17 protein-coding genes are annotated in these 16,504 nt (G+C 61.0%); 9 read left to right on the top strand and 8 right to left on the bottom strand.

Features of this window, described 5'->3' with window-relative positions; translation table 11 throughout:
* Positions 1-271 precede the first annotated feature (271 nt).
* Positions 272-1,423, top strand: coding sequence for a macrolide transporter subunit MacA (gene macA / locus HX812_RS14490; protein WP_038846603.1), 1,152 nt, complete (start codon positions 272-274; stop codon positions 1,421-1,423).
* 3 nt (positions 1,424-1,426) lie between these two features.
* On the top strand, positions 1,427-3,385 hold the full coding sequence (locus tag HX812_RS14485) for a MacB family efflux pump subunit (protein ID WP_038846601.1): 1,959 nt from the start codon (positions 1,427-1,429) through the stop codon (positions 3,383-3,385).
* Positions 3,386-3,429: 44 nt separating this feature from the next.
* On the opposite strand, the gene HX812_RS14480 is transcribed toward HX812_RS14485, so the two are convergent.
* Together HX812_RS14480 and HX812_RS14475 are read right to left on the bottom strand one after the other, a co-directional pair.
* Positions 3,430-4,098, bottom strand: a complete 669-nt coding sequence (locus HX812_RS14480) for a response regulator transcription factor (RefSeq protein WP_177077621.1) — start codon at positions 4,096-4,098, stop codon at positions 3,430-3,432.
* A gap of 155 nt (positions 4,099-4,253) precedes the next feature.
* Positions 4,254-5,489, bottom strand: coding sequence for a methionine gamma-lyase (locus HX812_RS14475; RefSeq protein ID WP_038846595.1), 1,236 nt, complete (start codon positions 5,487-5,489; stop codon positions 4,254-4,256).
* A gap of 123 nt (positions 5,490-5,612) precedes the next feature.
* Between HX812_RS14475 and HX812_RS14470 the strand changes: the two genes are divergently transcribed.
* From HX812_RS14470 to HX812_RS14460, 3 genes are all read left to right on the top strand, one after another.
* A complete protein-coding gene (locus HX812_RS14470; protein WP_038846593.1) occupies positions 5,613-6,083 on the top strand; it encodes an Lrp/AsnC family transcriptional regulator in 471 nt (156 codons plus the stop codon).
* A gap of 107 nt (positions 6,084-6,190) precedes the next feature.
* Positions 6,191-7,171 carry a Gfo/Idh/MocA family protein gene (locus tag HX812_RS14465; RefSeq protein ID WP_038846589.1) on the top strand — a complete coding sequence of 327 codons (981 nt, stop codon included), beginning with the start codon at positions 6,191-6,193 and terminating at the stop codon, positions 7,169-7,171.
* 38 nt (positions 7,172-7,209) lie between these two features.
* A complete protein-coding gene (locus HX812_RS14460) occupies positions 7,210-7,839 on the top strand; it encodes a ribonuclease T2 (RefSeq protein ID WP_038846586.1) in 630 nt (209 codons plus the stop codon).
* Here HX812_RS14460 and HX812_RS14455 read toward each other — a convergent pair.
* Complete coding sequence (locus HX812_RS14455) at positions 7,836-8,273, bottom strand: Rrf2 family transcriptional regulator (RefSeq protein WP_038846582.1); 438 nt, start codon at positions 8,271-8,273, stop codon at positions 7,836-7,838. The genes HX812_RS14460 and HX812_RS14455 overlap by 4 nt on opposite strands.
* Positions 8,274-8,417: 144 nt before the next feature.
* On the opposite strand from HX812_RS14455, the gene HX812_RS14450 reads away from it, so the two are divergent.
* Entirely contained in the window at positions 8,418-9,290 is an 873-nt protein-coding gene (locus HX812_RS14450) for an NAD(P)/FAD-dependent oxidoreductase (RefSeq protein WP_038846578.1), read from the top strand.
* Here HX812_RS14450 and HX812_RS14445 read toward each other — a convergent pair.
* Positions 9,280-9,978, bottom strand: coding sequence for an SDR family oxidoreductase (locus tag HX812_RS14445; protein WP_038846576.1), 699 nt, complete (start codon positions 9,976-9,978; stop codon positions 9,280-9,282). The genes HX812_RS14450 and HX812_RS14445 overlap by 11 nt on opposite strands.
* Before the next feature lie 106 nt (positions 9,979-10,084).
* On the opposite strand from HX812_RS14445, the gene HX812_RS14440 reads away from it, so the two are divergent.
* Positions 10,085-10,519: a helix-turn-helix domain-containing protein gene (locus HX812_RS14440; protein ID WP_033902288.1), complete on the top strand. Its 435-nt coding sequence runs from the start codon at positions 10,085-10,087 to the stop codon at positions 10,517-10,519.
* 53 nt (positions 10,520-10,572) lie between these two features.
* Positions 10,573-12,261 carry a phospholipase D-like domain-containing protein gene (locus HX812_RS14435; protein ID WP_038846573.1) on the top strand — a complete coding sequence of 563 codons (1,689 nt, stop codon included), beginning with the start codon at positions 10,573-10,575 and terminating at the stop codon, positions 12,259-12,261.
* Here HX812_RS14435 and HX812_RS14430 read toward each other — a convergent pair.
* From HX812_RS14430 to HX812_RS14420, 3 genes are all read right to left on the bottom strand, one after another.
* Positions 12,254-12,847, bottom strand: a complete 594-nt coding sequence (locus tag HX812_RS14430) for a TetR/AcrR family transcriptional regulator (RefSeq protein WP_038846571.1) — start codon at positions 12,845-12,847, stop codon at positions 12,254-12,256. The two genes, HX812_RS14435 and HX812_RS14430, sit on opposite strands and share 8 nt — an antisense overlap.
* Before the next feature lie 64 nt (positions 12,848-12,911).
* Positions 12,912-13,754: an alpha/beta fold hydrolase gene (locus HX812_RS14425; RefSeq protein ID WP_038846569.1), complete on the bottom strand. Its 843-nt coding sequence runs from the start codon at positions 13,752-13,754 to the stop codon at positions 12,912-12,914.
* A 133-nt stretch (positions 13,755-13,887) separates the two neighbouring features.
* The gene (locus HX812_RS14420) at positions 13,888-14,907 is read right to left on the bottom strand and encodes an NAD-dependent epimerase/dehydratase family protein (RefSeq protein WP_038846566.1); all 1,020 of its coding nucleotides are present in this window, start codon (positions 14,905-14,907) and stop codon (positions 13,888-13,890) included.
* A 172-nt stretch (positions 14,908-15,079) separates the two neighbouring features.
* On the opposite strand from HX812_RS14420, the gene HX812_RS14415 reads away from it, so the two are divergent.
* A complete protein-coding gene (locus HX812_RS14415; protein WP_033902283.1) occupies positions 15,080-15,667 on the top strand; it encodes a LysE family translocator in 588 nt (195 codons plus the stop codon).
* Here the strand turns inward: HX812_RS14415 and HX812_RS14410 are convergent.
* On the bottom strand, positions 15,609-16,502 hold the full coding sequence (locus HX812_RS14410; RefSeq protein ID WP_038846563.1) for an AraC family transcriptional regulator: 894 nt from the start codon (positions 16,500-16,502) through the stop codon (positions 15,609-15,611). The two genes, HX812_RS14415 and HX812_RS14410, sit on opposite strands and share 59 nt — an antisense overlap.
* Positions 16,503-16,504 lie beyond the last annotated feature (2 nt).

Raw genomic sequence — 16,504 nt, 5'->3', positions numbered from 1 at the left:
TTACGGGGCGCCGAAGATCAAAAGCCAAAGCAAAAGCAGAGCGCGGCGGCCTTAGAGCCGACCGGTATTGTGTGGTCGAGCCCGGTCAAATGTGGGAGCTGGCTTGCCTGCGAATGTATCGCCTGGGTCTATCTGATTCACTGAGGTGCCGAGTGTTGGGGCAAGAGCGTTTTGGTTACTTTTGCGCTTTTCAAAAGTGACCCGCTGTAAGAGCGGAACCAATAGTGGCCGTTACTCAAATAACGGATATGTTCTCGATCAAAGGTCATCTATGCAAAAGCCAACGCTACGCAAACTAGGAATGCTCGCCGCACTGGCCATCGCCATAGGCTTGATCATCTACACGGTCCAAGCTCCCGCCGACGCACCGCAATACCTCACCGCCACCGCCTCACGCGGCAACATCGAAAACGCCGTCCTCGCCACCGGCCTGCTCGAAGGCATCAAACAGGTCGACGTCGGCGCCCAAGTCTCCGGCCAATTGAAATCCCTCAAAGTCAAAGTCGGCGACAAGGTCAAAAAGGGCCAGTGGCTGGCCGAAATCGACCCATTGATCCTGCAAAACACCCTGCGCAAAGCCCAGGTCGACGAAGAAAACCTCCAGGCCCAACGCCGCGCCACCGCCGCCCAGCTCAAGCAGGCCAAGTCCGTGTACGAACGCTACAAAGGCCTGCAGATTGACGAATCGGTCTCCCGTCAGGACTTCGAAGACGCCGAATCCACCTTCCAGGTGCAACAGGCCAACCTCTTGTCCCTGGACGCGCAAATCAAAAGCGCCCACATCCAGATCGACACCGCCAAGGTCAACCTGGCCTACACCCGCATCGTCGCGCCCATCGACGGTGATGTAGTGGGCATCGTCACCCAGGAAGGCCAGACCGTGATCGCCAACCAACTGGCGCCGGTACTGCTCAAGCTGGCGGACCTGGACACCATGACCGTCAAGGCCCAGGTCTCCGAGGCGGATGTGATTCACATCAGCCCCGGCCAGCAGGTGTACTTCACCATCCTCGGTGAGGCCGACAAGCGCTACTACGCCAAGCTGCGCGGCACGGAACCGGCACCGCAGAACTTCCTGGAAACCCAGACCGCCGGCACGCCGAAGCAGAACACGGCGGTGTTCTACAACGCACTGTTCGACGTACCCAACCCCGACCACCGCCTGCGCATCGCCATGACCGCCCAGGTACGTATCGTGCTCGACACTGCCGAGGCCGCGCTGATGGTGCCGGTGGCGGCGCTGGGGGCGCGCAATAACGACGGCAGTTACTCGTTGCGGGTGCTGGACGCCAAGGGCAAGGCAGTGTCGCGGGAGGTGAAGACCGGGATCAATAACAATGTGAAGGTGCAGATCCTCGAAGGCCTGGCCGAAGGCGACAACGTGGTGATCGGCGACGCCACGCCGGCTGTGGCGGGGAACTGACGGATGACTCAGCCACTGCTGGAACTCAAGGGCATCACCCGCAGCTTCATGGCCGGCGAGCGCGAATTCATCGCGCTCAAGGGCATCGACCTGACGATCCATGCCGGGGAAATGGTCGCTATTATCGGCGCTTCGGGCTCCGGTAAATCCACCCTGATGAACATCCTCGGCGGCCTGGATTACGCCACGGCCGGCAGCTACAAGATCAACGGCATCGAAACCCGTTCCCTGGGGGATGAGCAGTTGGCCGAACTGCGCCGCGATTACTTCGGTTTTATCTTCCAGCGCTACCACTTGCTGGCGCACCTGAGTGCCTTGCACAACGTAGAAATGCCAGCAATCTACGCCGGCACACCGGAAACCCAACGTCACAGCCGCGCACGGGAGTTGCTCGCGCGGCTGGGCCTGTCCGGTCACACCACCCATCGCCCCAGCCAGCTCTCCGGTGGCCAACAGCAACGGGTGAGTATCGCCCGTGCCTTGATGAACGGCGGCGAAGTGATCCTTGCCGACGAACCCACGGGCGCCCTCGACACCCACAGTGGCAAAGAGGTGATGCGTATCCTCGCCGAGCTGCACGCGGCGGGGCACACGGTGATTATCGTCACCCACGACCCCAAGGTCGCGGCGAATGCTCAGCGCATCGTCGAGGTGAGCGATGGCGAGATCGTCAGCGACAAGGCCAATGAGCGTGCTGGCCTGGAGTTGCCCAGCGACACACCTATCGAGCCAAAACGCAGCGGCGCCCGGCGCTTGGTGGCGAGCCTGGGGTTGTTCAAGGAGGCCTTCAACATGGCCTGGGTCGCGCTGGTGTCTCACCGCATGCGCACCTTGTTGACCATGCTCGGTATCGTTATCGGTATCACTTCGGTGGTGTCGATCTCGGCCATCGGCGAAGGCGCCAAGCGTTATGTGCTCAAGGACATCCAGGCGATTGGCAGCAACACCATCGACATCTTTTCCGGCACCAGTTTTGGCGACAGTCGCGCCTCGGCCATCGAGACCTTGATGCCTTCGGACGTGGACGCGTTGAACCAGCTGTATTACGTCGACAGCGCCACGCCGGTGGTGGGTCGCAACCTGTTGCTGCGCTTTGGCAATATCGACCTGGATGCGCAGGTGAATGGGGTGAGTGACCGCTACTTCAAGGTGAAGGGACTCAAGCTCGAAGCCGGTATCGCCTTCAGCGAAAGCGATGCACGGCGCCAGGCCCAGGTGGTAGTGATCGACCACAACACCCGTCACCGATTGTTCGGCCCGAACGTCGATCCGCTCGGGCAGGTGATCCTGGTGGGCAACCTGCCGTGTACCGTGATCGGGGTCACCGCTGACAATAAGAACATGTTCGCCGCCAGCAAGGCGTTGAACGTGTGGGTGCCCTACGAAACAGCGGCGGGGCGTTTGCTGGGGCAGCGCCATCTGGACAGCATCACCGTGCGCATCAAGGACGGCCAGCCGAGCAAGGTGGTCGAAGACAACGTCAACAAGCTCATGCTGCAACGCCACGGCACCAAGGATTTTTTCACCAACAACCTCGACAGCATCATGCAGACGGTGCAGAAAACCAGCCGCTCCCTGGCGTTGCTGCTGTCGTTGATCGCGGTGATTTCGTTGCTGGTGGGGGGCATTGGCGTGATGAATATCATGCTGGTGTCCGTCACCGAGCGTACCCGTGAGATCGGCATTCGCATGGCGGTGGGGGCGCGGCAGTCGGATATCCGCCAGCAGTTCCTGGTGGAAGCGGTGATGGTGTGTTTGATCGGCGGGCTGATCGGGATCTCGCTGTCCTACGCCCTGGGCTTTCTGTTTTCGTTGTTTGTAAAGGAATGGGAGATGGTGTTTTCCCTGGGTTCGATCATCACGGCGTTTGCCTGTTCGACGTTGATCGGCATTGTGTTCGGCTTTGTGCCGGCCAGGAATGCGGCGCGGCTGGATCCGATCGAGGCGCTTGCCAGAGATTGAGGAACCCGCTGCAGGAGCCGGCAAGCCGGCTTCTGCAGTGTTTTTTACGAGAGCGTGTCCTCAGTGGCATACATCCACCGCAACAACGAATGCCGCCCGCTGATCCCCAGCTTGATCGACGCGCGTTTCAGGTAGCTTTCGATGGTGTTGACCTTCAACGCCAACTGCTCCGCCAACTCCGGCGCCGTGCGCCCGGCGAGCAGGCCCACGCACACCTCAAGTTCACGGTTGGACAAGGTCAACCCTGACTGCACCAGTCGTTCTTGAATGCGCCTGCGCAGGGTTTCGATACCTTGGTTTTCCGGCACTACCGCGTCGCTGTCCTGGCGGCACGGTTGGATCGCGGCGATGTGTTTTTCCACCATGGGCAGCAGCAAGGTAGAAAAGTCCTGCAACATGCTGCGTTCCTGGGGCGAAAAGCTTTCGGACTGGTGCGAGCGATACACCGACAACACGTAGCGCACGTCATCCTTGCGGCGGGTGAGGTGCAATTGTGCGGCGGGTTGTTCCTCGCCCAACGCCTCCACCGAATCGGTGTAGACCGGGCTGATCTTGCGGCGGGTTTGCCCGTCGGCGCTGACCTGCAATTGCGTGATATGGGTGGCGTCCACTGCCAGTTGGGTGAGGATCAGGTCATGCAGCATGCGTGGGAAATGGCGGCTGCCGGTGCTGGCGATGACTTTGCCAATATGAGGGAACAGCTGTGAGTTCATCATTTCGTCCATGAGGCGTGCAGGTATTCGGCCTTATAGCGACGGGGATTAAGATACAAGCCAATGCGAATAACCTACCGTGATAGTCCTTCCCGCCGGAACCTATGCTAGTACAGCCTGGCGACGGGAAGGGGATCCAATCTTAAAAAATCGGATTAAAAACTCACAAGCTTAGAAGGACGCGTAATAGCACGGTTGCACTTGGCCAGTGCCTGTTGCACATCCGCCAACAGGTCGGCAACGTCTTCAAGCCCCACCGACAAGCGCACCAGCCCTTCGCTGATCCCGTGCGCCGCACGCTCCTGCGGGGTGTAGGTGGAATGGGTCATGCTCGCCGGATGCTGGGCGAGTGACTCGGCATCACCCAGGCTGACCGCACGGGTAAACAGCTTGAGTGCATTCATGAAGCGTCGACCGGTTTCTATGCCGCCCTTGAGTTCGAAGGCAATCATGCCGCCTGGCAGTTTCATCTGCTGTGTCGCCAATTCGTATTGCGGGAAAGAACGCAACCCTGGGTATGTCACCCACTGCACGGCCGGGTGCGCCTGCAAGGCTTCGGCCACCGCCTGGGCGTTGCTGCAATGACGGTCCATGCGCAGGGCCAGGGTCTTGAGGCCGCGCATCAACAGTGAGGCGTCCTGCGGCGACATCACTGCCCCGGTCAGGTCCTTGAGGCCTTGCAGGCGAATGCGCTGGGCCAGGGCCTGGCTGCTCACGGCGATGCCCGCGGTGATATCGCCATGGCCGCTGAGGTACTTGGTGGCCGAGTGCACCACCACATCGGCGCCCAGGTCGAGGGGGCGTTGCAGGTAGGGTGTGCAGTAGGTGTTGTCGACGACCAGGGTGACATTTGGCTGCTGGTGGGCGAGGGCAGCTACGGCGGCGATGTCCACCAGTCGCAGGTTGGGATTGGCCGGGGTTTCACAATAGATCATGCGGGTGGCAGGGCTGAGAGCGGCTTGCAGCGCTTCGAGGTCGGTGAGGTCGACATGCCGCACTTTGATACCGAATTCACCGATGCCATGGTGCAGCAGTGCAAAGGTGCAGCCGTACAGGGTCTGGCTGACGATCACCTCATCACCGGGGCGCAGCAGGGTCCAGAACGTCGCAGCAATCGCGCCCATGCCTGAGCTGAACGCCACGGCAGCCTCACCATTTTCCAAGGTGGCCATGCGTGATTCCAGCAGCGCCAGGGTCGGGTTGGAAATACGTGTGTAGAAGTGGCCGCTCGCTTCGCCGGCAAAACAGGCGGCGCCGTATTCAGCGGTTGGGAAAGCAAAGGTGGCTGACAAGTAAATCGGCGGGACGAGTGCGCCGTGGTGGTCTTTTGGGTCATAGCCGTGGTGGATGGCGCGGGTGGAAAAGCCGAATGCATTGTGTTTATTGTTCATGTCGGACGCTCCTTATTTCCTACAATGCTATGCTCATAACCAGAGATGAACTTTGCAATATTTGCTGCTAATTCCCGCGTCATGGGATGAAAACCTCATAAAAATAAAGAATAGAGGCACGTTATGCCTGTCAGTCTCGACCGTACCGATAAAGCACTTTTAAACGCGTTGCAGGGCAATGCCCGTCTCACGGTGGCTGAATTGGCCGACCGGGTTTCCTTGACGACCTCGCCGTGCTGGCGGCGCGTGCGCAACCTGGAAGAGAGTGGGGTGATCAGTGGGTATCAGGCGATTCTCTCACCCAAGGCATTGGGGTATGGGGTGACGGCGTTTGTCAGCATCATGATGGAGAGTCACACCCAGGAGATCGCCCGGGCGTTTGAGCAGCGGTTGTTGGAGATTCCGGAGATTGTGGCGTGTCATAACGTGTCCGGGCGTTATGACTTTTTGTTGGAAGTGGTGGCGAAGGACCTGGAGTCGTTTGGGGAGTTTGCGCGGGAGGTGTTGCAGACGTTGCCTTGCGTCAAGGAGATTTATTCAAGTTTTTCTTATAAATCGGTCCGGGCGTTGAGGGTGATTCCGTTGCCGGCGTAAGGCGCAGGCCGTGGGGCTGGACTCGCCGCAGGTTGATCATGAGGGATGGCGCATAAGCAGAGGGATGTGGATACTGCCCGATTGATCAAAAAGCACGAGGAGAGCAGATGAGCACCATACGTTGGGGCATGATCGGCTGTGGCAGTGTCACTGAAGTGAAGAGTGGGCCGGCTTTCTACAAAGCGCCAGGTTCTGCGTTGGTGGCCGTGATGGGGCGCCGCGAAGACGCCGTGCGTGATTATGCGGCACGCCACGGTATTGCACGCTTCTACACCGACGCCCAGGCACTGATCAACGACCCTGAAGTGGACGCCGTCTACATCGCCACGCCGCCCGACAGCCACCTTGAGTACAGCCTGATGGTGGCGGCGGCCGGCAAGCATTGCTGCGTCGAGAAACCCATGTCGCTGAATGCCGAGCAGAGCGCATTGATGCAGCGCACGTTCGAACGTGCCGGGTTGCATCTGTTTGTTTCCTATTACCGCCGTTCGCTGCCGCGCTTCCAGCAAGTGCGCGACTGGCTACGGGATGGGCGCATCGGTGAGCTGCGCCACCTGACCTGGACCCTGTGCAAACCACCGGCTGCCCATGACGCCAATGCCGCCAACTGGCGCACAGACCCAAGCGTTGCCGGTGGCGGTTATTTTGCCGACTTGGCCAGCCATGGCTTTGACCTGTTCCAGTACCTGGCCGGCGATATCATCGAAGTGTCCGGTTACACCTCGCGCCAGGAAGGCCGTTACGCGGCGGAAGATGCCGTGACGGCCAGCTGGCGCTTTGCGTCCGGCGCGCTGGGCATGGGCTGCTGGAATTTTGTGGCGGACCGTCGTGAAGACCGGGTGGAACTGATCGGCAGCCGTGGTCGAATCCAGTTCTCGGTGTTCGAAGACCAGCCCCTGCGTCTTGCAGGCGAGACGCAGGAGGTGCTGGAAGTACCGTGCCACGCGCATATCCAGTGGCATCACGTAGTGGCGATGAACGCGCATATTCGCGGCGAAGCCGAACATCCGTCGTTGGCCATCGAGGCGCTGAAGACCGATCGGATCCTGGACAAGGTGCTACAACGTAACCCCCATCATCCTGGCTAGGCTCGATAGAGTTTTTCTTTTTTCCAAGGAATAGACGGATGAAATACTGGTTAGCGATCGGGTTGTTACTGGCCACCAGTGCAATGGCGGCTCCGCGTAGCCAAGGCACGCCGGGGGAGTTTGATTTTTATGTGTTGTCGTTGTCGTGGTCGCCGACCTTTTGCCTGACGCACCCGGACAACGAACAGTGTTCAGGCAAGGGCTACGGGTTTGTGTTGCACGGCTTGTGGCCGCAGTACGCGCGGGGAGGGTGGCCGGCGTCTTGCTCGCCGCAATCGCAGTTGAGCCGCGAAGAAATCGAAAAAGGCGCAGCATTGTTCCCGACCCGTTCACTGCTCAGGCACGAATGGGCCAAGCATGGCACTTGCAGTGGCCTGGAGCCGTTGGCCTACCTGCAAAAAACCGATGAGGCGCTGGGCGTGGTGAGCATTCCGCAGCAACTGCAACCCTTCAACACGCCGCCATCGCTGCAAGCCCGTGAGATCGAGGCGCTGTTCCGCGAGAGCAACCCGCGCATGGGCAACCATGGGCTGGCGGTGATCTGCAAAGGCAAGGTGTTCTCGGAAGTGCGGGTGTGCCTGACCAAGGACCTGGCGTTTACCGGCTGCCCGCGCAGTGTGAAAACCCAGTGCCGCGACGGTGATATCCGTATCCCGAGCCAGCGCTAAGGCTGCATCGCCAGGCGATAGCGCTCATCAAAATCCTCGGCCAATTGCGCCAATGTGACTTGGCCCAGGCGCTCCAGCAGCAGCGCCTGGGCTTGCTCGAAGGCCTGTGTCAGCGCGGCGTTCACCGCTTGTTCCACCAGGCATTGCGGGTGGTCGGTGGACAAACCGATGGCGAATATCGACGGCGTGCCCAGGGCGTTGTGAATCTCCAGCAGGGTGATTTCACTCAACGGCTTGCCCAGGCTCCAGCCACCTTGATGGCCCTTTTCCGAACGGACATAGCCCTTTTCCTTGAGCAGCCCGAGCGTGCGCCGCACTACCACCGGGTTGGTGCCGAGCATCTGCGCGATGGTTTCCGACGTGGCGCGCTCTTCATGGCGACCCATATGGATCAGCACGTGAAGCATGCGCGAAAGGCGGGTGTCATTTCTCATCAAGGGGCCTCGGTTCATTCAAGCCGAAAGTATCGTTCGTAACCCTAAAAGTTGCGAGACGCTTGACGGACTATTTTTACGTAACTTATGGTGTGTCGTGAAAGCCCTCGGATAACCGAGGGCACACAACATGGGGTCATTTTCATGATGTACGACGTGATTATCGTGGGTGGCAGCTACGCGGGCCTGTCTGCCGGCCTGCAACTGGCGCGGGCGCGGCGCCAGGTACTGGTGATCGACTCGGGGCAGAGGCGCAATCGCTTTGCGGCCACCTCCCACGGTTTTCTTGGTCAGGACGGCCAGGCGCCGGAGATGATCGCTGCCGAAGGGCGCAGCCAATTGATGGAGTACCCGACGGTCACGTGGGTGCAGGACCGCGTGCTTCAGGCCGAAGGTTGCAGCGTACGTACCGAATACAACGGTACGTTCCAGGCCAAGCGCCTGATCCTCGCCACCGGCGTTGTCGACGAGTTGCCCACTATCGAAGGCCTGCAAGAACGTTGGGGCAAGCACGTATTCCACTGCCCGTACTGCCACGGCTATGAGCTGGATCAAGGCCGTATCGGCGTACTCGCCACCTCACCATTGGCCATGCACCACGCACTGATGCTGCCGGATTGGGGCACCACCACCTTGTTCACCAATGGCGTGTTTACCCCGGATGCCGAGCAACAAGCGCAGTTGGATCGACGTGGGGTCAGCGTGGAAAACGCGGCGGTACGGCGCATCAGCGGTGAGCGCGCCAACCTGGAACTGGACGATGGCCGAGTCTTCAACCTCGACGGCATCTTCACCATGTCCCGCACCCGCATCAGCCCCCTGGCCGAGCAACTGGGTTGCGAACTGGCCGACGGACCCACCGGCACTTACCTGCACACCAACGACATGCGCCAGACCTCCGTGCCTGGCGTGTTTGCCTGTGGTGATACGTCGCTGGCCGCCGGTTCCGTCGCGCTGGCCGTGGCCGAAGGCGTGCGCGCCGGGGTGGGCGCGCACTTTTCGTTGATCAACGGTTGAGGTAGACCGGGCTGTCGGTGGACAACGAGGCTTTGACCCCGTGGGTCATGTCGGTGATCAGCACTTCTTCACGCTCGTCGCTCAAGGCCTGCAAGGTGAGGGCGACCACTTCCTGGGGCGTACTTTTCGGGGCTTGCACATCGGCCACCATGTCGGTGTCGATGTAGGCCGGGTGCACGCCGATCACCAGGGTGTTCTGCTCACGCAACTCGCCGCGCAGGCCGTTGGTGAGGCCCCACTGGGCGGACTTGGAGGCGCTGTAGCCACCGGCGCCCGGAGGGCTCAGCCAGCTCAGAACCGACAGCACATTGATCAACGCACCGCCGCCTTGCTTGGCCAGGATCGGCGCAAAGGCACGGCTGACGCGCAGGGTGCCGAAGGTGTTGACGTCGAAGTGCTGTTGGAGGTTCTCGACGCTGTCCTCCGCCAACAATGAGCCGTACTTCAGAAACCCCGCGTTGTTGATCACGATATCCACGTCCGTGCACTGCTCGGCGGCGCGTTGCACGCTGGCCTGATCGGTGATGTCCAGGGCAATCGGCGTGCTGCCGGGGATGTTCACGCTGCTGGGGTCGCGCGCTCCGGCGTAGACCTTGGCTGCGCCGCCTTCGAGCAAGGCATTGACGAACGCTTTGCCCAGGCCGCGATTGGCACCGGTAACCACTACCACTTTTCCACGAATATCCATGATCAGCTCCAGGCTACAAATTAGGTTTAATGATGAAACTGTTTTTATCCTGTGCCTGTTGGTCCTATAATGCAACCTAATTTTACAGCTGCCTGGAGGGCCGACGATGAAACGCAAATGCCTGGAAGGCGATTGCTGCCCAGTGGCACGCGCCCTGGACGTAGTGGGTGACTGGTGGACGCTGTTGATCATCCGCGATGCATTCGCCGGGGTGACGCGCTTCGGTGATTTCCAGAAGCACCTTGGCGTGGCGAAAAACATTCTTGCCACCCGCCTCAAGGACATGGTCGAGCAAGGCTTGCTGCAAACCAGCGAAGTCGGCGCGCGCAGCGAATACCAGCTCACCGACAAGGGCCGCGCATTGATGCCGGTGCTGGTGACACTGGCGCAGTGGGGCCAAGCCTTCACCGAGCCGGAACATGTCGGCACCCAGGTACTGGATGCACGCTCGCTCAAGCCGCTGCGCAACGTCGAGATCCTCGCCGAGGACGGTCGGGTGTTGGGTATTGACGATATTGTCACTCAAGCGCCACTGGCTTGATCCGGCGCAGGCGCTAGACTCTAAGCACCGTCTCCCATTGGAAGGGACATCGCTTGAGCGCCGATTTCGAGAGCAAGACCACGTTCCAGGGGTTGACCTTCAAGCTGTACCGAGGAGAGGGCGCCGCACTGCTGGCGTTCGACCTGGCGCCGGACCTGGCCACCCCTGACTTTGTCGGTTTCAGCATCGAAGTGCGCTACCCCGGCGCCACCCATTGGGGTGTGCTGCACAACCGCCTGCACTTCGACTATCCACCCACGCCCGAGCGGCCGCGGACTTTTCCGTCCACCGAGGCGCCATTCCAGAAATTCCGCTGGATCCATGTGCCCAGCGAGATCCTGCCAGGCTTTTTCCGCTACCGCGTCACCGCTTGCTACATGGGCGCCGATGGCACATTGAGCAAAGGTGTCGGGGTAGAAGGGCAGGTGAGCCTCGAAGCGCAGACCATCAGCCATTTCGTCAATATCGGCTTTACCCGAGGCTTTGCGTCCTCCCAGGCGTACGGCGACCGTTTCGACAATGAAACACGTATCCTGCCACCGGCCCGTTCCGCCCCCAATGCCTACCTGGAACTGGACATGGCGCCTTTCGAGCGCAACTACCAATGGCTGGGTTTTGAGGCACGGCAGTTGATTCTGCAGGTGCTCGACCAAGTGGCGAACGACCCCGAGTTGACCCTCGACGCGTTGATCTACGAAAGCAAGGAACCGGACATCCTGCGCCGGCTGGAACAGCTTGGCCCGCGCCTGCGTGCAATCATCGACGATCATGGCGACCAGAGCGCCGTCGACAGCTGCGAAAGCATCAGCGCCGCCCGCTTGAGCGCGGCCGGAGCGCAGGTCAAGCGTCTGCATTTCTCCAGCCAGCAGCACAACAAAGTGTTGATTATGCGCCGCGCCGGCAAGGCGATCCGGGTGCTCGGTGGTTCCACTAACTTTGCCTTGCGCGGCTTGTATATCCAGGCCAATAACGTGCTGTTGTTTGACGACGAAACAGTCGCGGGCAAGTTCGCCGAAGTCTTCGACGCCTATTGGACCTCACCCACGACGTTCCGCAAGCACCCGCTCTCGCAACAGTGGTGGGTGGTGCGCGACGAGCCGGGCTCCAAGGTGTCGCTGTGTTTTGCGCCGCATGCCGACAGCGCGTTGTCCCTCGATCCCATCGCCACCAGCATCGAAAAAGCCACCAGTTCGGTGCTGTATTCCATCGTGTTCCTGAGCCTGATCAACGGCAAAGTACGCACAGCACTGGATGAACTGATGCAGCGCGCGCTGTTCTCCTACGGCGTGGCCCAGCGCACCGGCAAGCTGGCGGTGCGCAAGCCGGACGGTTCGGTAGGGCTGCTGCCGTTCGCCTACCTGGCGAGCAACGCACCGGCGCCGTTCAAGTCGGAGTGGTCGGGGAATGCGGGGAACATGGTGCACAACAAGTTTGTGGTCACGGACTTCAATGGCGCCAACCCCACGGTGTACACCGGTTCATCCAACCTGGCCGGCGGTGGCGAGAAGAACAACGGCGACCACCTGATCCGCATCGAAGACCGCAAGATCGCCGTGGTGTATGCCATCGAGGCGTTGCGCCTGTTCGACCATTTCCACTTTCGCGTCAATGCCAGCCAGCCTGGCGCGCTGCAAACCCTGCGCCTGGCCAAGCCTCCGGCAGCGGGTGAGAAAGCCTGGTTTGACGCCTACTATCGCCCCGGCCATGTGAAGGCGCGGGACCGCGAACTGTTCGTCAAATAGACCCCGGGTGGCCGTCCACCAACTGTTGGAACAAGGGCGTCAGCAGGTCGATCAACACCTGCGGATCGGCCTTGGCCAATGCCGACAACTCCAGCATCTGGCGCATCACCTGGAAGCCCGACACCAGCGCCATTACCAACGCCGCACGTTCTTCGTGATGGGCGCCCTTGAGGGCGGCGGCCATGGTCGCCTGATGGCCCTTTTCCACTTGCTCGCGGCCAATGATCGCCGCGCGTTTGCTGGACGCCGAGTGCAGCATGATCAGGAAACCTTCCAGCGGCGTGCTGCCGGCTTCGGTGATGCTGACCAGTGCGGTAGCCATCGTGCGGCCGAGGTTTTCCGAGCTGAGATTGTTCTCGGTGAGGATGATCGGGCTGGCCATGGTGTCGGCGATCACTTCGGCAAACAGCTGCTCCTTGGAGCCGAAGTAGCGGTTGACCAGCATTGCCGTCACGCCCGCGCCAGCGGCGATTTCGCGCACCCCGGCACCGTCATAGCCCGACTGGGCAAACGCCTTGCGTGCGGACAACAAAATGGCTTCGCGGGTGACGGCGGCATTGCGCCGGCGTGGAATGGGGTTGGGCATTGGCATCCTGACGTGGCTGGAAACTGTGGGCGCGCACCCGGTGCGCGCCGACAGGGTACAGGGTCTATTTGCTGTCGAGGAAGCCCAGCAGTGCGGCATTGAACAACGCCGGGTCTTGCAGGAAGGCAAAGTGACTGGTGTTCGGCAGGATCAGCAGGCCTGCACCGGGGATGGTTGCGGCCATGTACTCGGTGTGTTCGCGCTTGATCGCTTCGTCATGGTCGCCGTCGGCAATCAGGATCGGCGTCTTGATACTTTGCAGTTGCGCGTCAGTCCAGTTCGGTTGGCTGGCCCACATATGGCTGATTTGCTCGACGAACGCGTCGTACTCTTTTGGCGTCGGTGATAGCTTGGCGTACTCCTTGCCCGCGCGTTCGATAAAGGCGGCGAAGGTCGGATTTTTCTCAACACCGTCTTTTACGCCAGCGGTCTGGGTGTTGGCGGCGAAGGCGAATACTTTGCCGATACGGTCCGGATGACGCAGGGCCAGGTCGATGCCGATGATCGCGCCGTCGCTCCAGCCGACGATGTCGGCGCGGGGGATTTTCAGGTGGTCGAGTACGGCCACCACGTCGTCGGCCATCAGGTCGTAACCGTAGGGTTTTTCATCCCGCGAACTGCGCCCGTGGCCACGGCTGTCGATGCTGATCACCGTGTGTTTGGCCGACAGCGCCTTGACCTGGTTGCCCCAATAGTCGGAGTTGGACAGGCCGCCGTGCAGCAGCACCACCGGCGAGCCGTGGCCGGTGCGGGTGTAGTAGACCTTGATGCCGTTGACGGCAGCGTAGCCGGTCTTGGCGCCGGCCACGGCGGCGGGTGTTGGCGGCAGGGTTTCCCAGCGTTCAGCGGCTTGGGCGGCGGAAAAAGACAGCATCAGGCAGGCAGCTGCCAGCAGGCGACGTGACATAGCGGTTCCTTGTTTGCGATGAGTAGGGGCTGAACTCTAGCACCGGCGCCAGCAGCGGAAATACGCATTTTTGCCTATCAAAACCGGCCGTTTGAAAGAAAAAAATGCAGTTATATCAATGGAATAAAAGCGTCTAAACGACCTTGTGGGTGATCAGGCTATTGGCACAATCGATCAGCGTCTCGCTGCTGGGGCGCGGCTGCCAGCCCAGCATCACGCGGGCTTTTTCTGCCGTGTGACGGTGTCGGCGGCCAAGGTTGGGGGTGAGGCCGCGCAGCAGCGGATCGAAACGTGCCAGCAGGCGCAGCAGCCAATCCGGGATGTTACGGCTGGGCACCTTGTTGGCGGCGTCGCCCAGGTGGTCGCGCAGTATCTGGGAAATTTCTGCCATCCACAGGAACTGCCCAACCCCCAACAGCCGCTGTCCGGCGGCGGCCGATGCGGTCATGGCGCGGATATGCAGGGCGGCGAGATCGCGTACATCCACCACTTCGAAGCCCAGGCGCGGGTTGCCTTTGGCGCGACCTTGCAACAGGCGGGCGATGACTTGCACGGACCCGAGGGTGTCAGCGCTCATGATCGGGCCGAACACCGCACCGGGGAGCACGGTGGTCAGTGTGGTCGGGCCGGTCTGTTTGTGCATGAAGTCCCACGCGGCACGCTCGGCCTGGCGCTTGGCGTGGCGATACGGGGTCACGTGGGTTTCCTTGGGGTCGAACCACACGGACTCGTCGCTGAGGCTGTCGGGACTCTGCAAGGGTGGGGTGGCGACGGTGGCGGCGCTGGTCATGACCACCCGGCGAACCCCCGCGTGGGTTGCTGCACGCAGGACACGCAAGGTCCCGTCCCGCGCCGGGGCAACCATGTCCTCCAGGTGTTGTGGCGCATCCAGGCCCAGGGGCGAGGCGACGTGCAGCACGTAGTCGCAACCAGCCATGGCCGCGCTCCACCCTTCATCGCGAGTCAGGTCGGCGGCAAAACAGGTGAGCCGGGTGTGGTCGATACCCTGGCTGCTCAAGGCAGCGCGCAGGGCCGGTTCCTTGGCCAGGCTGCGCAAGCTGGTACGCACGTCATAACCCTGTTGCAACAGGCCTGCCAGGCACCAACCGGCGATGTAGCCCGTGCCTCCGGTGACCAGAACCGCTTCCGCCATGACCTTTCTCCCGCCTGTGTGAATGAATTCAGGCTGACTTTAGGGCTGAAATCGCTATAAGTCTACAGCTGTATACAAAATTCCTCGACGAGGGGCATTTTGTTCAATACCCCGATCCAGTTGCTCTCTACCGTATAGCCTTCGTCACTCGTTCGAATAAAAAGGAACTGTAATGAGCTTGATCATTTCCATGGCCGCCTTCGCGTTGGCCACTTCCATCACGCCGGGACCGGTGAATGTGGTGGCGCTGAGTTCGGGGGCGCGTTTCGGGTTTGTCGCCAGCCAGAAACATGTGGTTGGCGCTGCTGTGGGGTTCACCTTGTTGCTGGTGCTGATTGGCCTGGGCCTGCATGAGGTACTGGTGCGCTGGCCGATCCTGACCCAATTGATCCAGTGGGGTGGAGTGGCCTTTCTGCTGTACATGGCTTGGAAGCTGGCGGTGGACGATGGTCGACTGGATGCCGAGGGCACTGCCACCGCACCGTCGATGCTGTATGGCGCGATCATGCAATGGCTCAACCCCAAGGCGTGGCTGGCCTGTGTGGCGGGGATGGGGCTGTTCGTCGCGGACGGCGACGCCGCGCAAGTCTGGCTGTTCGCGGCGCTTTACCTGGTGATCTGCTACCTGTCGGTGGCCTGCTGGGCCTATGCGGGAACCTTCCTGCGCCGCTACCTGGGCAATCCCCAGGGCGTGCGGGTGTTTAACCGTTCAATGGCCGCGTTGCTGGTGGCCAGTGTGGGTTATTTGCTGATGGCGTGAGCCGGTCGCGGTATTGCCCTGGTGTGGCAGCGAAGTGCTGTTTGAAGGTGCGCTGGAAATGCGCCTGGTCGGCGAAGCCCGCGGCCAGGGCTACATCAGCGATCAACTCGCCCTGGCGCAATTGCGTACGGGCAAACTGGATGCGCTGGTTGACCAGGAACGCATGGGGCGTGAGCCCGTAATACTGCTTGAAGGCCCGGATCAGGTAGGAGGGCGACAGCTCGGCCGCACCGCAGATATCTTCCAGTTTCAGCGCCTGGGTGCAGCGCTCTCGGATGTACTCGGCGGCCCGCTCCAGCCTTTGGTTGACCTCGCGCAGCGGGGTATGGGAGGGGTTGAGTCGCTGCTGTACTTCGCTGAAGTAGCTCACCAATGCGCTTTGTTTTTGCAGGTGCTCAGCTTGTTCATCCACCAATATCCGGTACAACGCCAGCAGGCCCTGGTACAGCACAGGGTCCTGGGTGTAAGGCGTGTTGAAGGGCCGGTAGCCCTGGTCAGCACTGAAGCCCAACTGATGCTGCAAATCCGTCAGCCAGGGCGTGTCGAGGTACACCATCTGATAGGACCACGGCTCATTGGCGATGGGATTGCACGCGTGCACGTCGCCGGGGTTCATCAACACCACGGTGCCGGCGCTGATCTCAAAGGTGTCGACGCCATAGTGGTAGTAGCTGCGGCCGGTTGTCACCGCACCAATGGAAAAGTGCTCGTGCGCGTGTCGGGTATAGGTCACCTTGCGCCCATCGTCGATGGTGCGTGCCTCGATGAAGGGCAGGCGCTCGTCGCGCCAGAAGCGCGGCGAGCGTGAAGGAGGAGCGAGGCGGTGCATCGACATGG

Source organism: Pseudomonas sp. IPO3749, from assembly GCF_013386605.1.
In the GTDB taxonomy this organism is placed as follows: domain Bacteria; phylum Pseudomonadota; class Gammaproteobacteria; order Pseudomonadales; family Pseudomonadaceae; genus Aquipseudomonas; species Aquipseudomonas azotoformans_A.
This window is presented reverse-complemented; position numbering and strand designations above follow the sequence as displayed.

Bases quoted from the DNA above. Each gene is read 5' to 3' on its own strand.
- macA (WP_038846603.1), top strand. From the start codon at position 272: ATGCAAAAGCCAACGCTACGCAAACTAGGAATGCTCGCCGCACTGGCC.
- HX812_RS14485 (WP_038846601.1), top strand. From the start codon at position 1,427: ATGACTCAGCCACTGCTGGAACTCAAGGGCATCACCCGCAGCTTCATG.
- HX812_RS14480 (WP_177077621.1), bottom strand. From the start codon at position 4,098: ATGAACTCACAGCTGTTCCCTCATATTGGCAAAGTCATCGCCAGCACC.
- HX812_RS14475 (WP_038846595.1), bottom strand. From the start codon at position 5,489: ATGAACAATAAACACAATGCATTCGGCTTTTCCACCCGCGCCATCCAC.
- HX812_RS14470 (WP_038846593.1), top strand. From the start codon at position 5,613: ATGCCTGTCAGTCTCGACCGTACCGATAAAGCACTTTTAAACGCGTTG.
- HX812_RS14465 (WP_038846589.1), top strand. From the start codon at position 6,191: ATGAGCACCATACGTTGGGGCATGATCGGCTGTGGCAGTGTCACTGAA.
- HX812_RS14460 (WP_038846586.1), top strand. From the start codon at position 7,210: ATGAAATACTGGTTAGCGATCGGGTTGTTACTGGCCACCAGTGCAATG.
- HX812_RS14455 (WP_038846582.1), bottom strand. From the start codon at position 8,273: ATGAGAAATGACACCCGCCTTTCGCGCATGCTTCACGTGCTGATCCAT.
- HX812_RS14450 (WP_038846578.1), top strand. From the start codon at position 8,418: ATGATGTACGACGTGATTATCGTGGGTGGCAGCTACGCGGGCCTGTCT.
- HX812_RS14445 (WP_038846576.1), bottom strand. From the start codon at position 9,978: ATGGATATTCGTGGAAAAGTGGTAGTGGTTACCGGTGCCAATCGCGGC.
- HX812_RS14440 (WP_033902288.1), top strand. From the start codon at position 10,085: ATGAAACGCAAATGCCTGGAAGGCGATTGCTGCCCAGTGGCACGCGCC.
- HX812_RS14430 (WP_038846571.1), bottom strand. From the start codon at position 12,847: ATGCCCAACCCCATTCCACGCCGGCGCAATGCCGCCGTCACCCGCGAA.
- HX812_RS14425 (WP_038846569.1), bottom strand. From the start codon at position 13,754: ATGTCACGTCGCCTGCTGGCAGCTGCCTGCCTGATGCTGTCTTTTTCC.
- HX812_RS14420 (WP_038846566.1), bottom strand. From the start codon at position 14,907: ATGGCGGAAGCGGTTCTGGTCACCGGAGGCACGGGCTACATCGCCGGT.
- HX812_RS14415 (WP_033902283.1), top strand. From the start codon at position 15,080: ATGAGCTTGATCATTTCCATGGCCGCCTTCGCGTTGGCCACTTCCATC.
- HX812_RS14410 (WP_038846563.1), bottom strand. From the start codon at position 16,502: ATGTCGATGCACCGCCTCGCTCCTCCTTCACGCTCGCCGCGCTTCTGG.